The 16480-nt window shown below is 39.7% G+C and carries 17 protein-coding genes and 2 pseudogenes; 2 read left to right on the forward strand and 17 right to left on the reverse strand.

Annotated features, from left to right (window positions below; all coding sequences use genetic code 11):
* Positions 1 to 17: 17 nt before the first annotated feature.
* Together E2L03_RS05165 and E2L03_RS05170 are read right to left on the reverse strand one after the other, a co-directional pair.
* A complete protein-coding gene (locus tag E2L03_RS05165; RefSeq protein WP_208394330.1) occupies positions 18 to 464 on the reverse strand; it encodes a hypothetical protein in 447 nt (148 codons plus the stop codon).
* Positions 457 to 1041: pseudogene (locus E2L03_RS05170) on the reverse strand (UbiX family flavin prenyltransferase); the annotation flags it as partial. The gene E2L03_RS05165 and the pseudogene E2L03_RS05170, both read right to left, overlap by 8 nt.
* Positions 1042 to 1108: 67 nt before the next feature.
* Between E2L03_RS05170 and E2L03_RS20230 the strand changes: the two are divergent.
* On the forward strand, positions 1109 to 1264 hold the full coding sequence (locus E2L03_RS20230; protein ID WP_166740188.1) for a hypothetical protein: 156 nt from the start codon (positions 1109 to 1111) through the stop codon (positions 1262 to 1264).
* A gap of 14 nt (positions 1265 to 1278) precedes the next feature.
* Here the strand turns inward: E2L03_RS20230 and E2L03_RS05175 are convergent, their stop codons facing one another.
* From E2L03_RS05175 to rpoN, 9 genes are all read right to left on the reverse strand, one after another.
* Positions 1279 to 2532 carry a phage baseplate protein gene (locus E2L03_RS05175; protein WP_134258658.1) on the reverse strand — a complete coding sequence of 418 codons (1254 nt, stop codon included), beginning with the start codon at positions 2530 to 2532 and terminating at the stop codon, positions 1279 to 1281.
* 183 nt (positions 2533 to 2715) lie between these two features.
* Positions 2716 to 4005 carry a phosphopyruvate hydratase gene (gene eno / locus E2L03_RS05180; protein ID WP_134258659.1) on the reverse strand — a complete coding sequence of 430 codons (1290 nt, stop codon included), beginning with the start codon at positions 4003 to 4005 and terminating at the stop codon, positions 2716 to 2718.
* Positions 4006 to 4033: 28 nt separating this feature from the next.
* The gene (gene gpmI / locus E2L03_RS05185; protein WP_055737517.1) at positions 4034 to 5566 is read right to left on the reverse strand and encodes a 2,3-bisphosphoglycerate-independent phosphoglycerate mutase; all 1533 of its coding nucleotides are present in this window, start codon (positions 5564 to 5566) and stop codon (positions 4034 to 4036) included.
* On the reverse strand, positions 5563 to 6318 hold the full coding sequence (gene tpiA / locus E2L03_RS05190) for a triose-phosphate isomerase (protein ID WP_055737518.1): 756 nt from the start codon (positions 6316 to 6318) through the stop codon (positions 5563 to 5565). The genes gpmI and tpiA overlap by 4 nt, the downstream gene beginning before the upstream one ends.
* 24 nt (positions 6319 to 6342) lie before the next feature.
* The gene (locus E2L03_RS05195; RefSeq protein ID WP_038482571.1) at positions 6343 to 7527 is read right to left on the reverse strand and encodes a phosphoglycerate kinase; all 1185 of its coding nucleotides are present in this window, start codon (positions 7525 to 7527) and stop codon (positions 6343 to 6345) included.
* Positions 7528 to 7611: 84 nt separating this feature from the next.
* Positions 7612 to 8619 carry a type I glyceraldehyde-3-phosphate dehydrogenase gene (gene gap / locus E2L03_RS05200; RefSeq protein WP_035394596.1) on the reverse strand — a complete coding sequence of 336 codons (1008 nt, stop codon included), beginning with the start codon at positions 8617 to 8619 and terminating at the stop codon, positions 7612 to 7614.
* A gap of 46 nt (positions 8620 to 8665) precedes the next feature.
* Positions 8666 to 9715, reverse strand: a complete 1050-nt coding sequence (locus E2L03_RS05205) for a sugar-binding transcriptional regulator (protein WP_206698887.1) — start codon at positions 9713 to 9715, stop codon at positions 8666 to 8668.
* Between the two features lie 99 nt (positions 9716 to 9814).
* Complete coding sequence (locus E2L03_RS05210) at positions 9815 to 10063, reverse strand: glutaredoxin family protein (RefSeq protein ID WP_038482574.1); 249 nt, start codon at positions 10061 to 10063, stop codon at positions 9815 to 9817.
* Positions 10063 to 11379 carry an RNA polymerase factor sigma-54 gene (gene rpoN / locus E2L03_RS05215; RefSeq protein ID WP_134258660.1) on the reverse strand — a complete coding sequence of 439 codons (1317 nt, stop codon included), beginning with the start codon at positions 11377 to 11379 and terminating at the stop codon, positions 10063 to 10065. The genes E2L03_RS05210 and rpoN overlap by 1 nt, the downstream gene beginning before the upstream one ends.
* 250 nt (positions 11380 to 11629) lie before the next feature.
* On the opposite strand from rpoN, the pseudogene clpP reads away from it, so the two are divergent.
* Positions 11630 to 12223 (forward strand): annotated as a pseudogene (gene clpP / locus E2L03_RS05220) (ATP-dependent Clp endopeptidase proteolytic subunit ClpP); the annotation flags it as partial.
* Positions 12224 to 12265: 42 nt separating this feature from the next.
* On the opposite strand, the gene E2L03_RS05225 reads toward clpP, so the two are convergent.
* From E2L03_RS05225 to E2L03_RS05250, 6 genes are read right to left on the reverse strand one after another with little or no spacing between them, the layout of a single operon-like run.
* Positions 12266 to 12676: a DUF4870 domain-containing protein gene (locus E2L03_RS05225; RefSeq protein ID WP_243839503.1), complete on the reverse strand. Its 411-nt coding sequence runs from the start codon at positions 12674 to 12676 to the stop codon at positions 12266 to 12268.
* 32 nt (positions 12677 to 12708) lie between these two features.
* Positions 12709 to 12966 (reverse strand): HPr family phosphocarrier protein, encoded by a 258-nt coding sequence (locus E2L03_RS05230; RefSeq protein ID WP_038482583.1) that lies wholly within the window; start codon positions 12964 to 12966, stop codon positions 12709 to 12711.
* Between the two features lie 31 nt (positions 12967 to 12997).
* On the reverse strand, positions 12998 to 13948 hold the full coding sequence (whiA, locus tag E2L03_RS05235; protein ID WP_134258661.1) for a DNA-binding protein WhiA: 951 nt from the start codon (positions 13946 to 13948) through the stop codon (positions 12998 to 13000).
* Positions 13949 to 13996: 48 nt separating this feature from the next.
* A complete protein-coding gene (locus E2L03_RS05240; RefSeq protein WP_038482589.1) occupies positions 13997 to 14950 on the reverse strand; it encodes a gluconeogenesis morphogenetic factor MgfK in 954 nt (317 codons plus the stop codon).
* A complete protein-coding gene (gene rapZ / locus E2L03_RS05245) occupies positions 14947 to 15837 on the reverse strand; it encodes an RNase adapter RapZ (RefSeq protein ID WP_095150596.1) in 891 nt (296 codons plus the stop codon). The genes E2L03_RS05240 and rapZ overlap by 4 nt, the downstream gene beginning before the upstream one ends.
* Positions 15838 to 15850: 13 nt before the next feature.
* The gene (locus tag E2L03_RS05250; protein WP_307188696.1) at positions 15851 to 16324 is read right to left on the reverse strand and encodes an NUDIX hydrolase; all 474 of its coding nucleotides are present in this window, start codon (positions 16322 to 16324) and stop codon (positions 15851 to 15853) included.
* Positions 16325 to 16480: the final 156 nt, after the last annotated feature.

A 16480-nucleotide genomic window follows, 5' to 3' on the forward strand; every position in this document is an offset into this window, starting at 1 on the left:
TAGGTGTAGACAAGGGGTCATTTTTTCAATAGCTTATGTTTCATAGACCACTGTTGTACTGTTTGCTGTTCCTCTTTAAAGCGACATTGTACACTTGATACAATCGTTGCATAAGGTGCTTCATCGACCTTTACCTGTTTAAGTGCGCCTTCAAAAATCACCTGTCCTGCTTCAGTTCTCACATACGTTACGGTCAACTGAAGGTCGTACGCAGTTGGCGGCAAAACAAGAAAGAGTGTTGCTTTTTTTGCTTGTTTTGTAAACGATGCCGATTTAGAATGCTCCCAAAGTGCAATGCGGAGAGTGGTCTCATCCAAAGCGATTACTTCACCAACACTTATCATCGCTTTATAAGGAAAACCTTCATCATCTACTGTCACAAAGTACATCGCCAGTTCTTTTTTTTGATCAAAATCTTGCCCATTCAAGAACGCTTGCACCTGTTTAGGTAAAGATTTATTCACCATTCAAGCCCTCCCAGCGTTTGTTCCATTGATGATCAATTCCAAATTGATCAAGAGCACGGTAAACAAGATGGTCAATGATGTCATCAATGGACTTCGGTTGGTTGTAAAAAGCAGGCATTGGTGGAAAAATGGTTACACCCATCCTTGAAAGTTCTGTCATATTTTCTAAGTGGATCGTATTGAATGGTGTTTCTCTCGTCATTAATAGTAACGGTTTTCGTTCCTTTAACATCACATCTGCTGCTCTAGCAACAAGATTGTCTGCTAGTCCTACTCGTATAGCTGCCAACGTTTTCATAGAACAAGGTACAATCATCATTCCATCCATTCGCTTAGAGCCACTCGATATCGCCGCTGCTTGATCTTCACTACTATAGGTATAATCAGCTAACGCTTTCACATCCTGAACACTATAGGATGTCTCTTGAGAAATAGTCACTGCTGCCCATTTGGACAGAACGAGATGCGTTTCGATTTTTAATTCTTTTAATGTCTCAAGTAATCTAATTGCAATTGGTGCCCCTGTCGCCCCTGTTACGCCAATAATTAATTTCATTTTTCTTCTCCTATATGGTTCAGCTTCTTCTCTTTATTATAACGTGAGCTAGAAGGAAGAAAAAGCGAGACACATTACGAACGGAATGAATTTTATCATGCTATGTTTAATGAATAGTATCCCTTTCACCATTGACATTAGTCATACAAAAGTATACTTTATCATTCTCAAACGCATGTTTAGCAGAAGTGAACGAGCGTTATCTGCTACTTGTAATGACCCACCGTTTTTAAACTTTTAAAATAGCATTGACTTTTATTTAAACTCCATTTCTTTCCATGCGGATGGGTTACCTGTACTTGGAACAACCCGACTATACACCTCCGCATAAACAACAGAATTCCTAACGAGCAATTGATGACATCCATAGTTTATTCCTGAGCCACTGTCTCCACCAGAGACATATAACCACCAGCCTGCAACATTTTTCTTTGGATGGTCAGATAAGGTATTGCCTTCAACAGTAGTCATATAATATGAACCCGGTTCTCTTATTTGGGAGATTGAAGTAATTCGATTCATATCAAAACGTTTCGCTTTGTTATCGTTTCTGGTTAAAGGTACTCTTTGTACACTTTCTCCAGCAAGTCCAAGAAATTTCTGTACACCAATATTACTCGACAGTGCAAATAAACGTTGTCTTCTTCGACCTGCTAAATCACCAACAATCACCGTTAAGAGTGTTTTATATTGAGTAAATGGATCCGTATACAGGTAAAGGCCTTCAGGTTCTCCAAATCCTCTTACATATTCTCCATCTGGTGAGTGACCAATCGCGTGATCGAATTCTTCCATGATCGTACCGTTACTTAAGTTAATACGATACAAATGAAAATCATGTGCGCTTTGTCCAAACGTTACATAAAATTGATTATTATCAATTGCTAGACCTTGTAAAACTTGGCTGTTCATTTCAGGTGTAAAGGAGAATGAATGTAGTAGATTCCCCCATCGTTGATTCTTTGCATCATTTATTTTGTAAACTTCAATTCTCGTAGCTAACTTACCTGAAATTCGCTCAGTAATACGTAACGCCAACAAATTATTTTTTGAATCAGAAAATGGTGTTTGATAAATATTAGAATTTGGGAACTCTTTTATTTTCTGTACGCTTGAGTGATGAATGTCTACAGTTGTATTTGCAACATAAGGCACTCTACAGAGCCACTGTGTTCTTATATTATCATTGCGATCAACTTCTATCATATTTGACCATAAAAAAGTTCTTCCACTCTCTTTCTCTATACCAATTGAAGTCCCATGCCCACCATTACGAACAATCATTTGATCTTTTAACTTTCCACCTAAAGAAGTTCTACTTACAATAAAACTCTCTTGCTTCCCATCAAATCCATTATAAACTTGAGTGGCAAACATAATCCCAAATTCCTCATCAATTGTTAGACCTTGATTGACTGTTACATCGGCTAACTCTAAATCATATAAATATAGCTCTTGCGCATCCTCTACTGAAAAATTTTTTTGGACTACATTTTTTGCTTCATTCATTACATACACCTCATCTTATTGTATTAAGCCTGTGCTTAGTGTAAGAATAATGCTTCACTTAAGAAACCAACCTGCCCATAGATTGCCAAGATTCCACCATTCAAGTGTGTTACTACTTTTGCAGACGCAAAAAAACCTCTTAACTCCATTTAGGGAGCCAAGAGGTTCATAAGAACAAAACTCTTACTTGCTTAAGTTATAGAAAGACTTAAGACCATTGTACTGTGCTAAATCAGCAAGCTCGTCTTCGATGCGAAGAAGTTGATTGTACTTCGCAACACGGTCTGTACGTGAAGGTGCACCTGTTTTGATTTGACCTGCGTTTGTTGCAACAGCGATGTCCGCAATTGTAGCATCTTCTGTTTCACCAGAACGGTGAGAGATAACAGCAGTGTAACCAGCACGTTTCGCCATTTCAATCGCATCAAATGTTTCTGTAAGTGTACCAATTTGGTTTACTTTGATAAGAATTGAGTTACTAATTCCTTTTTCAATTCCTTCAGCAAGCTTCTTCGTGTTTGTTACAAACAAGTCATCTCCCACAAGTTGTACTTTATCACCAAGGCGCTCTGTAAGAAGTTTGTGGCCATCCCAATCGTTTTCATCTAAGCCATCTTCAATCGAGATGATTGGGTATTTTTCACAAAGCTCAGCGTAGAAATCAACCATTTCTGCTGAAGAAAGAACTTTTCCTTCACCAGATAAGTGGTATTTGCCATCTTCTTTGTTGAACAACTCAGAAGAAGCAACGTCCATTGCCAATTGTACTTGCTCTCCAGGCTTGTAACCTGCTTTTTCAATAGCTTCAATAATTGTTGATAAAGCTTCTTCGTTTGAAGAAAGGTTTGGTGCAAATCCGCCTTCGTCACCTACAGCAGTGTTGTAGCCTTTAGACTTAAGAACAGATTTTAAGTTATGGAAAATCTCTGTGCCCATACGTAATGCTTCTTTAAAGCTTTCAGCACCTACTGGCATAACCATAAATTCTTGAATATCTACGTTATTATCAGCGTGCTCACCACCGTTGATGATGTTCATCATTGGTACCGGAAGTTGCTTCGCATTAAATCCGCCAAGGTAAACATATAGTGGAAGGTCAAGTGCTTCAGCCGCAGCATGCGCACAAGCCATAGATACGCCAAGAATTGCGTTCGCGCCTAGATTACCTTTGTTTTCTGTTCCATCAAGCTCAATCATCAAGCGATCAATGCCAATTTGGTCAAGAACGTTCTCACCAATTAATTCTGGTGCGATGGTTTCGTTTACGTTTGCTACAGCTTTCTCTACACCTTTGCCCATGTAACGCTCGCCACCGTCACGTAATTCAACAGCTTCGTATTCCCCAGTTGATGCGCCACTTGGAACTAGCGCGCGTCCCATAACGCCTGATTCAAGATGTACTTCTACTTCTACTGTTGGGTTACCGCGAGAATCTAGTACTTCGCGTGCATAAATATCAGAGATAATTGTCATGTTAAAAGTCACTCCTATTAATAATAGTTTATTTTCTTAGTGTTGTTCCTGTCATTTCTTTTGGCTTTGTAGCCCCTAGTAAATCAAGAACCGTTGGTGCAAGATCAGCTAAAATCCCATCTTCTCGTAACGTTGCATGCTTATCCGTCACGATAACCGGAACTTTGTTTGTTGTATGAGCTGTCATTGGATTGCCTTCAAGCGTAATCACTTCATCAGCATTACCGTGATCAGCAGTAATGATAGCTTTTCCGCCTTTTTGATGAAGGGCTTCAACGACTCGTCCTAAACACTCATCAACCGCTTCAATTGCCTTTACCGTTGGCTCTAATTTACCAGAGTGACCGACCATATCAGGATTAGCAAAGTTTAAGATAATCACGTCATGCTTGTCCGCTTCAATATCTGCTACCAATGCTTTCGTTACTTCGTACGCACTCATTTCTGGTTTTAAATCGTACGTGGCAACTTTAGGAGAATCAATAAGGATTCGCTCTTCTCCCTCAAACGGCTGTTCTCTTCCTCCACTAAAGAAGAACGTAACATGTGGGTACTTTTCTGTCTCCGCAATACGGAGCTGCTTATATTGTTGCTGGGCCAACACTTCCCCTAAGGTATTGTCTAAGTTTGTCGGCTTGAATGCAACATACCCGTCCACTGTTTCACTAAATTTCGTTAAACAAACAAAATGCAATTGATGTGGATGTTCTGATCCACGATCAAATCCTCGGAAATCTTCGTTCGTGAACACTTGTGATAATTGAATTGCACGGTCAGGACGGAAATTACAGAAAATAACAGCATCGTTGTCCTTCACAGTTGCAACAGGTGAACCATCTTCGTTCGTAATGACAGAAGGAATAACAAACTCATCATGAATATCATTTTTATAGCTGTCTTCAACTACTTCAATTCCTGATTTGTATGTTGGACCTTCTCCATATACCATTGCTCGGTACGATTTTTCCACTCGATCCCAACGTTTATCTCGATCCATTGCATAGTAACGTCCGTGCACAGACGCCAACTGGCCAGTACCAAGTTCGTCAAGTTTTGCTTGTAACCCTTGTAAATACACTTCGGCTGATGTCGGGCCTACGTCTCTTCCATCAAGAAAGCCGTGTACATAGACTCGTTTCACACCTTTTTGTTTTGCTAGGTCAAGTACTGCATAAATGTGCTCAATATGACTGTGAATTCCACCATCAGATAGTAACCCATAAATGTGTAACGCAGAATCCTTTTCATTTACATGATCCATTGCCTGTTGAAATGTCTCATTTTCAAAGAACTCTCCTGTGCGAATCGACAAGTTTACCCGCGTTAGACTTTGATAAACGACTCGTCCTGCACCAATGTTTAGGTGACCCACTTCCGAATTACCCATCTGACCTTCGGGTAAACCAACGTATTCTCCATCTGCACGTAATGTAGCATGAGGGTATTCGCTCCAATAGCGGTCAAAGTTAGGTTTGTTTGCATGCGCAACGGCATTGCCTTTTGCCTCATCTCGTAGACCAAAGCCATCGAGAATAATTAGCGCAACTGGCTGTTTACTCATTTTGCAGCACCAGCTAATTCTTTAAATGAATCTGCTTCAAGACTTGCTCCACCAACAAGGGCACCATCAATATCGCTTTGCGCCATATAGTCTTTAATGTTTGCTGGTTTTACACTTCCACCGTACTGAATTCGAACCGCATCAGCAGCTTCTGGAGAAAACGCCTCTGCCACAACTTTTCGTACAAATGCACATGCTGCATTTGCATCTTTTTCCGTTGCAGACTTGCCAGTGCCAATCGCCCAAATAGGCTCATAAGCGATAACAGTCTGCTTCACTTGCTCTTCGCTTAATCCCGCAAGACCTTTTTCAACTTGCTCTTTAACGACAGCTTCCATTTTTCCAGATTCGCGCTCTTCATCCGTTTCCCCACAGCACATAATTGGTACTAAATTGTGAGCGAATGCAGCGTGAACTTTTTTATTAACCGTTTCATCCGTTTCCGCAAACATCTCGCGACGCTCTGAATGACCGATAATGACATAAGAAACATTTAAATCTTGAAGAGCAACAGGGCTAATTTCGCCAGTAAATGCGCCATTCTCTTCAAAGTGCATCGTTTGTGCACCAATTCGTAAGTCTGTTCCTTTTGCAGCATCAACGAGACGCTCTAAGAAAAGTGCAGGTGCACAAACAACAGTATCCACACCTGATTGACTTGGGATATCGTTTTTAACTGCTTCTGCGAAAGATGTTGCTTCGCTTAATGTTTTGTTCATTTTCCAGTTACCTGCAATAATAGGCTTACGCATACGTTCTTTCACCTCTTCTTTAAATTACTTATCTGTTAAAGCAATAACGCCTGGAAGGTCTTTTCCTTCCATAAACTCTAGGCTTGCACCTCCGCCAGTAGAAATATGGCTCATTTTTTCAGCTAAACCAAATTTCTCAACTGCAGCAGCAGAGTCTCCACCACCAATAACAGAATAAGTGCCTTCTGCTTCAGCTAAAGCATGTGCAATGGCTTTTGTTCCATTTGCGAATGAATCAAGCTCAAATACTCCCATTGGCCCGTTCCAAATCACAAGCTTTGATTCTTTTAACACATTTGCATATGTGTTGGCTGTTTTTGATCCAATATCGAGTGCTTCCCAGTCTGCTGGAATCTCAGAAATCGCTACTTCTTTCTTGTTTGCATCATCTGAGAAATCATCGGCAACGATAACATCTTCTGGCATGTAGAAGTGAACACCTTTGTCTTTTGCTTTCTGCATAAATTGCTTCGCTAAGTCAATTTTGTCTTCTTCTAATAGTGATTTCCCGACTTCGTGACCTTGTGCTTTTACAAAGGTATAAGCAAGTCCGCCACCAATAATTAGGTTGTCAACTTTATCTAATAAGTGATCAATTACACCAATTTTGTCTTTCACTTTTGCTCCACCAATAACAGCTGTAAAAGGACGCTCTGGTGTTTCAAGGGCTTTCCCTAAAACATCAAGCTCTTTCTCCATTAAAAACCCAGCTGCTGATGGTAAGTATTGTGCAATGCCTTCAGTAGAAGCATGCGCGCGATGAGCCGCACCAAATGCATCATTTACATAAAGGTCTGCTAGACTTGCAAATGCTTTCGCTAGTTCTGCATCATTCTTCTCTTCGCCTGGATAAAAACGGACATTTTCAAGCACTGTAATATCGCCATCGTTCATCGATGCCACCGCATGCTCTACTTCTGAGCCGTAAGCTTCTTTCACTGCTTTTACGTCTTGTCCTAATAAATCACCTAAGCGTTTTGCCACTGGCGCTAAACGTAATTCTTCAACCACTTCACCTTTAGGACGACCGAGGTGACTCGCAAGAAGAACTTTTGCCCCTTGCTCTTTTAAGTATTGAATCGTTGGAATAGCCGCTTTAATTCTTGTTTCATCTGTAATGGCTCCGTCTTTCATTGGTACGTTGAAATCAACGCGACAAAAAACGACTTTTCCCTGTAATTCATAATCATGAAGGGTTTTTTTATTCATGGGATAAACCTCCTAGTAAATCTTACAGACAGCGCAAAGGAGGGAGGCAACGAGCCTTCCTCCTCTCACTTGTCTATTTTAAACTTAAAGCCCTTTGCTTGCAATGTAGTCTACTAAGTCAACGACACGGTTAGAGTAACCAGACTCGTTATCGTACCAAGAAATGACTTTAACCATGTTCCCTTCCATTACCATTGTTGATAATGCATCAATAGTAGAAGAATGTGGGTTACCATTATAGTCTTGAGACACAAGTGGATCTTCTGAATAAGCAAGGATTCCTTTAAGATCACCTTCAGCAGCTTCTTTAAGCGCTGCGTTTACTTCTTCAGCTGTTACTTCTGTATCAAGTTCAGCAACAAGATCAACTAAAGATACGTTTGGTGTAGGAACACGCATAGCCGCACCATTTAATTTCCCTTTAAGTTCAGGAAGAACAAGCGCTACTGCTTTTGCTGCACCAGTAGAAGTTGGAATAATGTTCTCAGCTGCTGCACGAGCACGACGGTAGTCTTTGTGTGGCAAGTCTAAGATTTGCTGATCATTTGTATAAGAGTGAACCGTGTTCATTAAACCACGGCGAATACCGAACTTATCATTCAACACTTTTGCGAATGGAGATAGACAGTTTGTTGTACAAGATGCATTTGAAATAACGTGGTGGTTCGCTGCATCGTACTTATCTTCGTTTACACCCATTACAACAGTAATGTCTTCATCAGAAGCTGGTGCAGAAATAATTACTTTTTTCGCTCCTGCTTCAATGTGTTTAGCCGCATCTGCACGCTTTGTAAAGAAGCCAGTTGATTCAACTACAACCTCTACACCACGCTCGCCCCAACCGATTTCAGCAGGGTTACGCTCAGCAGATACATAAATTTCTTTTCCGTCAACAACTAGCGTGTTGTCTTTTGCTTCTACCTGCACGTCAAGAACACCATGTACAGTATCATATTTAAGTAGGTGTGCAAGCATGTTTGCATCTGTTAAATCGTTAATTGCTACAACCTCTACATTCGGGTTGTTTAAAGCTGCGCGAAATACGTTACGTCCAATACGTCCAAAACCATTAATACCAATTTTAGTTGCCATTATTTATTTCCTCCTAGTCATTTATGAAAAAGGGAGTCCCTTTTTTTCAAGCTTTGTGTTGCAAAAGTTCCCTAGCAGCTGCTTCATCAGTAACAAGAACATCACTCGGTCGATGCTTCATAAAGGCATGTATCGCATTCGCCTTTGACTTGCCACCAGCAACGGATATGACATGCTTCCCTTCTAACTCGTTCAGCTGAAGACCTATTGTTCGCTGTTTGTAGATGATTTTGCCAGCAGCATCAAAGTAGTAACCAAAAGCTTCTGCTACCGCTTCTTCCCGCTCAAGCGTTTCAATAAACAAGTCTTTTGAATGACGCCTTGTAGCCATTCGTTGCGCATCCCCAATACCGTGAATAACAACCGCTGAAGATTTTATCACTTCTAGAATATCCTTTACGGTTGGTTCTAATACAAGAGAGTGGTATGCATCTTCACTGAGCTGATCCGGAACATGTAACAAACGATAGGCTGCGCCAGTTCGTCTGGCGAATTCAGCACTAATGGTATTTGCCTGTATTTCCACTTTCTCACCAAGCCCACCTCTAGCAGGAACAAAGATTGTAGAAGCAAGGGTTTCATTTCGCTCTGCCATGTTTGCTACCGCAGCGAGAGTCGTCCCGCCCATAACAGCAAGTACATCGTTTGCGTTTGCAATAGCTTGTATTTCTTTCATACAGGCTCTACCAAGCTCTTGTTTCACCCATTCTTCTTCATCACTGTTACCAGCTACAACAATGACATTCGCTACGCCAAGATGAGCAGATAACCGATCTCCTAACTGACTTAAACCGAGTAATTCAGAAACGACTTCCTCTAATTCAAGAAAAACCGCTTCTCCGTGAGTTGTTAGCGTCATACCAGCTGTGCTAAGGTCAATCAGCCCTTGATCTTTCAAGAAGGTAACCTCACCTCGTACAATTCGCTCTGACAGCTGCATGTTCGTCGCTAATCCACGTCTTCCGATCGGCTGCATTAACCGAATGGATTGCAAGAAACGATATCGTTTTAACATCGTTTGCATGAGATCAGGTACTAAATGTTGCTGTAATTTTAATAACGAACGAATGAAATCACCTCCAACACCGGGACTCATTTAGTCCACCTGTGACATATTATGTCCCGACAAGGGTAAAAAAATATCACTTACGCTGTTATTTTAACAAGGAAGTGATAATTAAACAAGTTAAAGTACTTATTTTTCTTTTTCTATTTGATTAAAACGGTCTACCAGTTCATCTGCATTTAGCTGACCAAAGCCTAGTTCATGGCTTCGGTAATAGACTACCGGAATCATTAGTTGAAATTTCTCCAATAACGTATCATCTGAATAAATATCAATCTTATTTATGGAAAGCCTCTTTTCCCTAGCAAAAGCGCTTACCTCTTTATAGCCTTTCTCGCATAGAGGACAATTCTCTTTTGTGTAAAACGTTACTATCATTAGCCAATCCTTTCGTGATCGTCATATCGCTTTCGTTTAACAGATGATAAGATACCAAGTTCATCACGATATTTTGCTATTACTCTTCTTGAAAGCGAAATTCCTTCATTGTTTTTTAACAACTCCACAATTTGTTGATCAGATAAAGGTTTCTCTTTGTTCTCTGATTCAATCATTTGTTTGAGCAATGCTTTCACAGATGCATTTGATATTCCGTCATTTACCGCAGAAGCACGTGCCGTAAATAATGATTTTAATTCAAGTAAGCCACGCGGAGTCTGTGCATATTTATTAGCTGTTGCTCGACTTACAGTTGATTCATGAATATCAAGCTCAGTGGCGATCATTTGTAAAGTCATTGGTTGAAGCTGCCCTTTCTTTGATAAAAAATAAGGCGCTTGAATAAAACTAATGACTTCAGCTACTTGCAGTATTGTTTTTTCTCGTTGTTTTAAACTCGTTAACAACCATTCAATCTGTTGTTCCTTCTCGATGCAATAACGACGTGTCTGTTGGTCAAACTGGAGAAGCTCTTTGTATTCGTTATTTATTTCAACAGTAGGAACAATTGTTGAACTAGCAGAGACAAGGATTTCACCATTGAATAGCGTAAAATGAACGTCAGGTTCAATATAGACGGTTGGGTTCGTATAAAACGATGCACCTGGCCGAGGCTGAAGCGTGCGAATCACATCATAAATTTCTTGAATGTCAAGCATTGTAACACCATATGTTTTCGCTAGTTGTTTCCATTTTCTTGCTGCTACTTTCTCTAAGTCATTCAGTATAACGGCTCTTGTGACTGGATGATCTAGGTGCTGCCTTATTACTTGAAGGTACAGGCATTCTGCTAATGAAAAGGCTCCTACTCCTGCAGGCTCTAACGATTGTAGAATTTGAACCACTTCTTGCAACTCTTCTTCTGAACATCCTAACCAGTTACAATAAAAAACAGTCGATTCTGGTAAATAGCCATCTTCGTTCAAGCTTTCAATTAAAAAAGCAAGTCGCTTCGTTTGTGACGGTGTAAGAGACAAATCAACAAGTTGTTGGTTAACATATTCTTTTAACGTACCGTTTGCATTCGGTGTATTTTCTAATGCTTGGTGCTTTTCATCACTCGTCTTACTGCTTAATTTAGGATGATTATCTTTTTGATACGTATTCTTCAACTCTAATAGTGGATTTTCTAATGCTAATTCCTCTAGATAAGAGCGAACATCTAACGTTGAATATTGTAATAAATGTATGGCTTGACGCAGTTCATGTGTCATGACTAAATTTAATGTTTGTTTTTGAAAAAGACCTAGCTCCATATCGGATCTCCTCCTATACTGATCATATCACAAATTCCGTCTTCTTTTATTGTAAACGCTTACTTTTTGACCTTCTTTTTTCTTTAGGTTTATAACAGCGTAGATTAGGCTATGATGAAAGCAGACTCATACTTTGTTTCCACGGCTCTTTACATACGTCAAACAATTAATTTGACCTTAATTGACCATTAGGTTAGAATGGACTTAGAGTAGTGAAGTACTACTATACTATGACGAAAACGAGGAGGAATCACACGTGAACTTAATTCCTACTGTAATTGAACAAACAAACCGCGGTGAACGAGCATACGATATTTATTCTCGCCTTTTGAAAGACAGAATTATTATGCTTGGGAGCGCTATTGATGACAACGTAGCAAATTCAATTGTGGCACAATTACTCTTCCTACAAGCGGAAGACCCTGAGAAAGATATTTCGATTTACATTAACTCTCCTGGTGGCTCCATTACTGCGGGAATGGCGATTTATGATACGATGCAGTTTATAAAACCTGACGTATCTACAATCTGTACAGGAATGGCAGCATCTATGGGTGCATTCCTTCTAACAGCAGGTGCAAAAGGAAAGCGAATGGCTCTACCTAATAGTGAAGTGATGATTCACCAACCACTAGGCGGTATGCAAGGTCAAGCTTCCGATATGGAAATCCACGCTAGAAGAATTATTGAAATGCGCCAGAAGCTTAATGAAATCATGGCTGAGCGCACTGGTCAACCGTACGAGCAAATTGCAAAAGATACTGATCGTGATAACTTTATGACGGCAGATCAAGCAAAAGAATACGGTTTGATTGATAAGGTATTCGAAACGAACAAAAAATAATGACAAAAACCTCAATTATTGCTAAGCAATAATTGAGGTTTTTTATGGCTTAAAGAATTGAATGCTTAGCGGTATCACATAGTATTCACCGTAATAACTCTTCACCGCAGCAACGATGGTAAATATAATTCCCAATAACCATACGATTGGTAAAATGATAAAGCCAATTACTACGAATATAAGAATGCTACCGATAAGGGAATAGATCGTGTACGAAAGAAAGAAGTTAAAATATTGTTTACCGTGAAAGTCAACAAAATCAGATTCTCTTTTTAACAAAAGCCATATAAGCAGTGGTGCAAGAATCGGTGCAAAAAAACTCAAGACATAAAGCAATGTAACTGCAACTCTTCCATCTGGCTCTTTCTCTTCTCTATAATCAATGATATCATTATCACGCATAGGCTCAACCCCTTTTGATTGTATACGATCAACTACTTTCTTCGGTTTCAAAAAGAACATAGTCTCTAAACTATGTTCAATTATTACTCCTTGTCTTGAACGTACCCAACAAGAGCATCTAGCGCTTCGTCTTCATCATGCCCCTCCGTTATGATGGTAATAACGGTTCCTTTTCCAAGAGCAAGGCTCATTAACCCCATAATGCTTTTTGCATTTACTTTAGAATGATCTTTTACAATATAGACATCTGCTGCAAAACGATTTGCCTCTTGTACAAACAGTGCCGCAGGACGTGCTTGCAAGCCCGTTTTCAACTCGATTGTTACTTCTTTTTGCGCCATAATCCTTCTCCTTTATACTTTATAGTTACCATTATTTCTGATTATACGTACCGTTTCTAAGCTTGTCTGCAAATTCGTCAATTTTTCTTAAACGATGATTCACTCCAGATTTGCTTACTTTACCACCTTCAACCATTTCCCCAAGTTCCTTTAACGTTACATCTTGGTGGGTCACTCGTAGCTTAGCCATTTCTTGTAGTTTTGGAGGAAGCTGTTCCAAGCCAATTTCTTTTTCAATGAAGCGAATATTTTCGACCTGGCGAAGGGCAGCACCAACCGTTTTATTTAAGTTTGCTGTTTCGCAATTAACGAGTCGATTTACCGAGTTTCTCATATCTTTTAAAATGCGCACGTCTTCAAAATAAAGCAAGGCTTGATGTGCTCCAATGATGTTAAGGAATTCTGTAATTTTCTCGCTTTCCTTTAGATACGTAATAAACCCTTTTTTCCTCTCAAGTGTTTTAGCTGACAAGGAAAATTCGTTCATTAATTCACATACTGCTTGATTATGCTCCTCATAGAGAGAAAAAATTTCAAGATGGTAAGAAGAGGTCTCTGGATGGTTAATGGACCCCCCTGCCAAAAACGCCCCTCTTAAATAGGCTCGTTTACAGCACGCATTTTTCACAATAGAAGGAGAGATTGTACGTATAAATTCAAATGGTTCTTTTAGAATGTGTAAATCCCCTAAAAGCTCTCGCGCTTCTTTTGTAATGCGTACAAGGTAAACATTGTTTTTCTTTAGCCTCATTTTTTTTCTGACAAGCAACTCAATGTGTATATGAGGGTATAATCGTTTAATTAATGTATACATCCTTCTTGCAATGGCTGCATTTTCCGTTGTAACATCTAGGCTGACCTGCTGATTTGCTAACGATAATGAACCATTCATGCGAATCAACGCAGAAAGTTCAGCTCTAGCACAACAGAACTTCACGTCAAGCTGTGTTAACTCCTTTTTGGCGCTTGCTGCAAAAGACACGCCGACCACCCTTTCTAACTGAACGGATCCAACATGCGTTCTTACTCTTTATTTCTCTAAATCCAATAAACTTAATAATGCTTCAGACACTCTTTTTGCATCGTGCCTAAGCTTATAATCTGATTCTACCACAAACTGATCTTTTATAATCGAAACACCTAATTCTTTTAACTTTTGTTCGTCAATAACAACCTGCTCAGCTTTTTCCATGCGGTAACGGGAAAGAGCTGTTTCTGTCAACTGTTGATGATTGACTAACACATGCTGCACAATTTGGCTTTGGCAATGGGTAAGAATAGCTTGAACATGATCTGAGACTGCATAATGATCCGTTTCACCAGCTTGAGTCATAACGTTACAAATATAAGCTCTTTTTGCATTTGAAGTCATAATAGCTTCAACAATTCCTGGTACTAATAAATTCGGCAAAATACTCGTATAAAGAGAACCAGGACCTAAAACAATCAAGTCTGCTGTTTTTAGTGCATGTAATGTTTCTGCTAATGGAGAGATTTCCTCTGGTGTTAAATAAACACGCTTAATTTTCTTTTCAGCAAGGGGAATTTTTGATTCACCACTTACATGAGTACCGTCTTCCATTTCAGCATGTAAAATAATACTCTTATTCGCTGCAGGTAAAACATTTCCTCGAACGTTTAATACCCGACTTAATGTGGCAATCCCCTTCTGAAAGTCACCAGTTATAGAGGTCATGCCTGCCAATAATAAGTTTCCAAGTGAGTGACCATTTAATCCGTCACCACTCGCAAATCGATGTTGAAATAACTCTTCCACTAATGGCTCTACTTCAGCTAGCGCCACTAGAACATTTCGAACATCTCCTGGAGGAGGAATATCTAATTCTTTTCTTAGTATGCCAGAGCTACCACCGTCATCGGCAACCGTTACTATGGCTGTAATATCCACAGGGTATGTCTTTAATCCTTTTAAGATGACAGATAGCCCTGTTCCGCCGCCAATTACGACAACTTTTTTTCTCATAAGGAGTTAGCCTTCCTCTTATCGATGTCACGATGGGATGCATATACATTATAGTGTGGGTTGTAATGGTCTGCTAAATATTCAGCAAGTGTTACGGAACGATGTTGACCCCCTGTACACCCTATGCCTATAACGACTTGACTTTTCCCTTCTCGTTTATAGTGTGGAAGCGTAAAATCAAACAAATCCGTTAATTTATCTAAAAATTGCTTCGTTTCTTTCCACTTTAATACGTAAGATGAAACTTCGGATTGAAGACCGGTTTTTGGCCGTAGTTCATCTAAATAGTGCGGATTAGGTAAAAAGCGAACATCAAACACAACATCTGCATCAATTGGAATCCCATACTTGAACCCAAACGAGACAAAATGAATCGTAAATGACTCACTGACATTAGATGAAAAGCGCTCCATAATTTTTGAACGTAGCTGAACAGGCTTTAATTCAGTTGTATCAATAATTTGCTGTGCTCTTCCCTTCATTTCTTCAAGAAGTTCACGCTCTTTCTTTATTCCTTCTAATGGTAATCCACTCTTAGCTAATGGGTGCGTCCGCCTTGTCTCTTTATAACGCTGCACGAGCTTAGCATCTTTGGCATCTAAGTACAAAATTTGAATGTGTATCCGCTCTGCCGGTTCCTCACGAAGTGAATCTATTGCTTGAAAAAATTCATCAAAAAATGATTGTCCTCTTAAGTCCATCACTAAAGCCACTTTTGTTACTTTATCAACGCCGCCTTCAATTAGATCAATGAACTTAGGCAACAGTGCTGGAGGAAGGTTGTCAACGCAATAATAGCCTAAATCTTCAAAGCTTTGTACAGCTACCGTTTTCCCTGCACCAGACATTCCAGTTATAACGACAACCTCTACATCTGCACTTTTCAACGTCGAGCCCTCCTTACGTAGAAGCCGAACTTCTTCTTTCTTTTAATAAATTATGGGATGTATCATAATAAAACGTGCTATATAAAATTCCCTCACCGTGAAAGACATGATCGAATATAAGCCGATCCCCTTCAGCCATTGGCAAGGTTTGATATGCTTGATTAGGTTGCCACTGCAACTTTCCTTCAGGAGAATGTTTAAACAGTTGACCTGAAGCTTCAACAGCTTTAAAGGTAAACATCATCCACTCATTCTGAATGCTATCGTCTTCATTTACAATCACCATTGTTGTAACGGCTTGAAGTTCTGGCTGCATCACAAGAAGACCTGTTTCTTCTTTCAATTCTCTAATCGCTGCTTCTTGAATCGTCTCTGTTGGTTCCATTTTCCCACCTGGAGCGACCCACCAGCCTTTACTTGGCTTTTGCAACAAAAGGCATTGTTCTTTAGAAGTTAAAATACAATTGGTTATCCGTTGCAACTTCATCACCCCACGTTCCTAATTCTATAGTATACAGTTAAATGAGAAAAGCGACAATGATTCTCCCTTCTTTGAAAAGACAAAAAAAGAGCACGGATTCCATCCGCGCTCATCAAGAAAACTCTATAATAAAAAAGGGGGTCAATTACAATTCTTATTGTA

Source organism: Shouchella oshimensis, from assembly GCF_004375095.1.
GTDB classification, from domain to species: Bacteria; Bacillota; Bacilli; order Bacillales; family Bacillaceae_D; genus Shouchella; species Shouchella oshimensis.

What these genes read in the sequence shown, in the direction of transcription:
- E2L03_RS20230 (WP_166740188.1), top strand. Translation starts at nt 1,109, where the DNA reads ATGAATTTTATCATGCTATGTTTAATGAATAGTATCCCTTTCACCATT.
- E2L03_RS05175 (WP_134258658.1), bottom strand. Translation starts at nt 2,532, where the DNA reads ATGAATGAAGCAAAAAATGTAGTCCAAAAAAATTTTTCAGTAGAGGAT.
- eno (WP_134258659.1), bottom strand. Translation starts at nt 4,005, where the DNA reads ATGACAATTATCTCTGATATTTATGCACGCGAAGTACTAGATTCTCGC.
- gpmI (WP_055737517.1), bottom strand. Translation starts at nt 5,566, where the DNA reads ATGAGTAAACAGCCAGTTGCGCTAATTATTCTCGATGGCTTTGGTCTA.
- tpiA (WP_055737518.1), bottom strand. Translation starts at nt 6,318, where the DNA reads ATGCGTAAGCCTATTATTGCAGGTAACTGGAAAATGAACAAAACATTA.
- E2L03_RS05195 (WP_038482571.1), bottom strand. Translation starts at nt 7,527, where the DNA reads ATGAATAAAAAAACCCTTCATGATTATGAATTACAGGGAAAAGTCGTT.
- gap (WP_035394596.1), bottom strand. Translation starts at nt 8,619, where the DNA reads ATGGCAACTAAAATTGGTATTAATGGTTTTGGACGTATTGGACGTAAC.
- E2L03_RS05205 (WP_206698887.1), bottom strand. Translation starts at nt 9,715, where the DNA reads ATGAGTCCCGGTGTTGGAGGTGATTTCATTCGTTCGTTATTAAAATTA.
- E2L03_RS05210 (WP_038482574.1), bottom strand. Translation starts at nt 10,063, where the DNA reads ATGATAGTAACGTTTTACACAAAAGAGAATTGTCCTCTATGCGAGAAA.
- rpoN (WP_134258660.1), bottom strand. Translation starts at nt 11,379, where the DNA reads ATGGAGCTAGGTCTTTTTCAAAAACAAACATTAAATTTAGTCATGACA.
- E2L03_RS05230 (WP_038482583.1), bottom strand. Translation starts at nt 12,966, where the DNA reads ATGGCGCAAAAAGAAGTAACAATCGAGTTGAAAACGGGCTTGCAAGCA.
- E2L03_RS05240 (WP_038482589.1), bottom strand. Translation starts at nt 14,950, where the DNA reads ATGAGAAAAAAAGTTGTCGTAATTGGCGGCGGAACAGGGCTATCTGTC.
- E2L03_RS05250 (WP_307188696.1), bottom strand. Translation starts at nt 16,324, where the DNA reads ATGAAGTTGCAACGGATAACCAATTGTATTTTAACTTCTAAAGAACAA.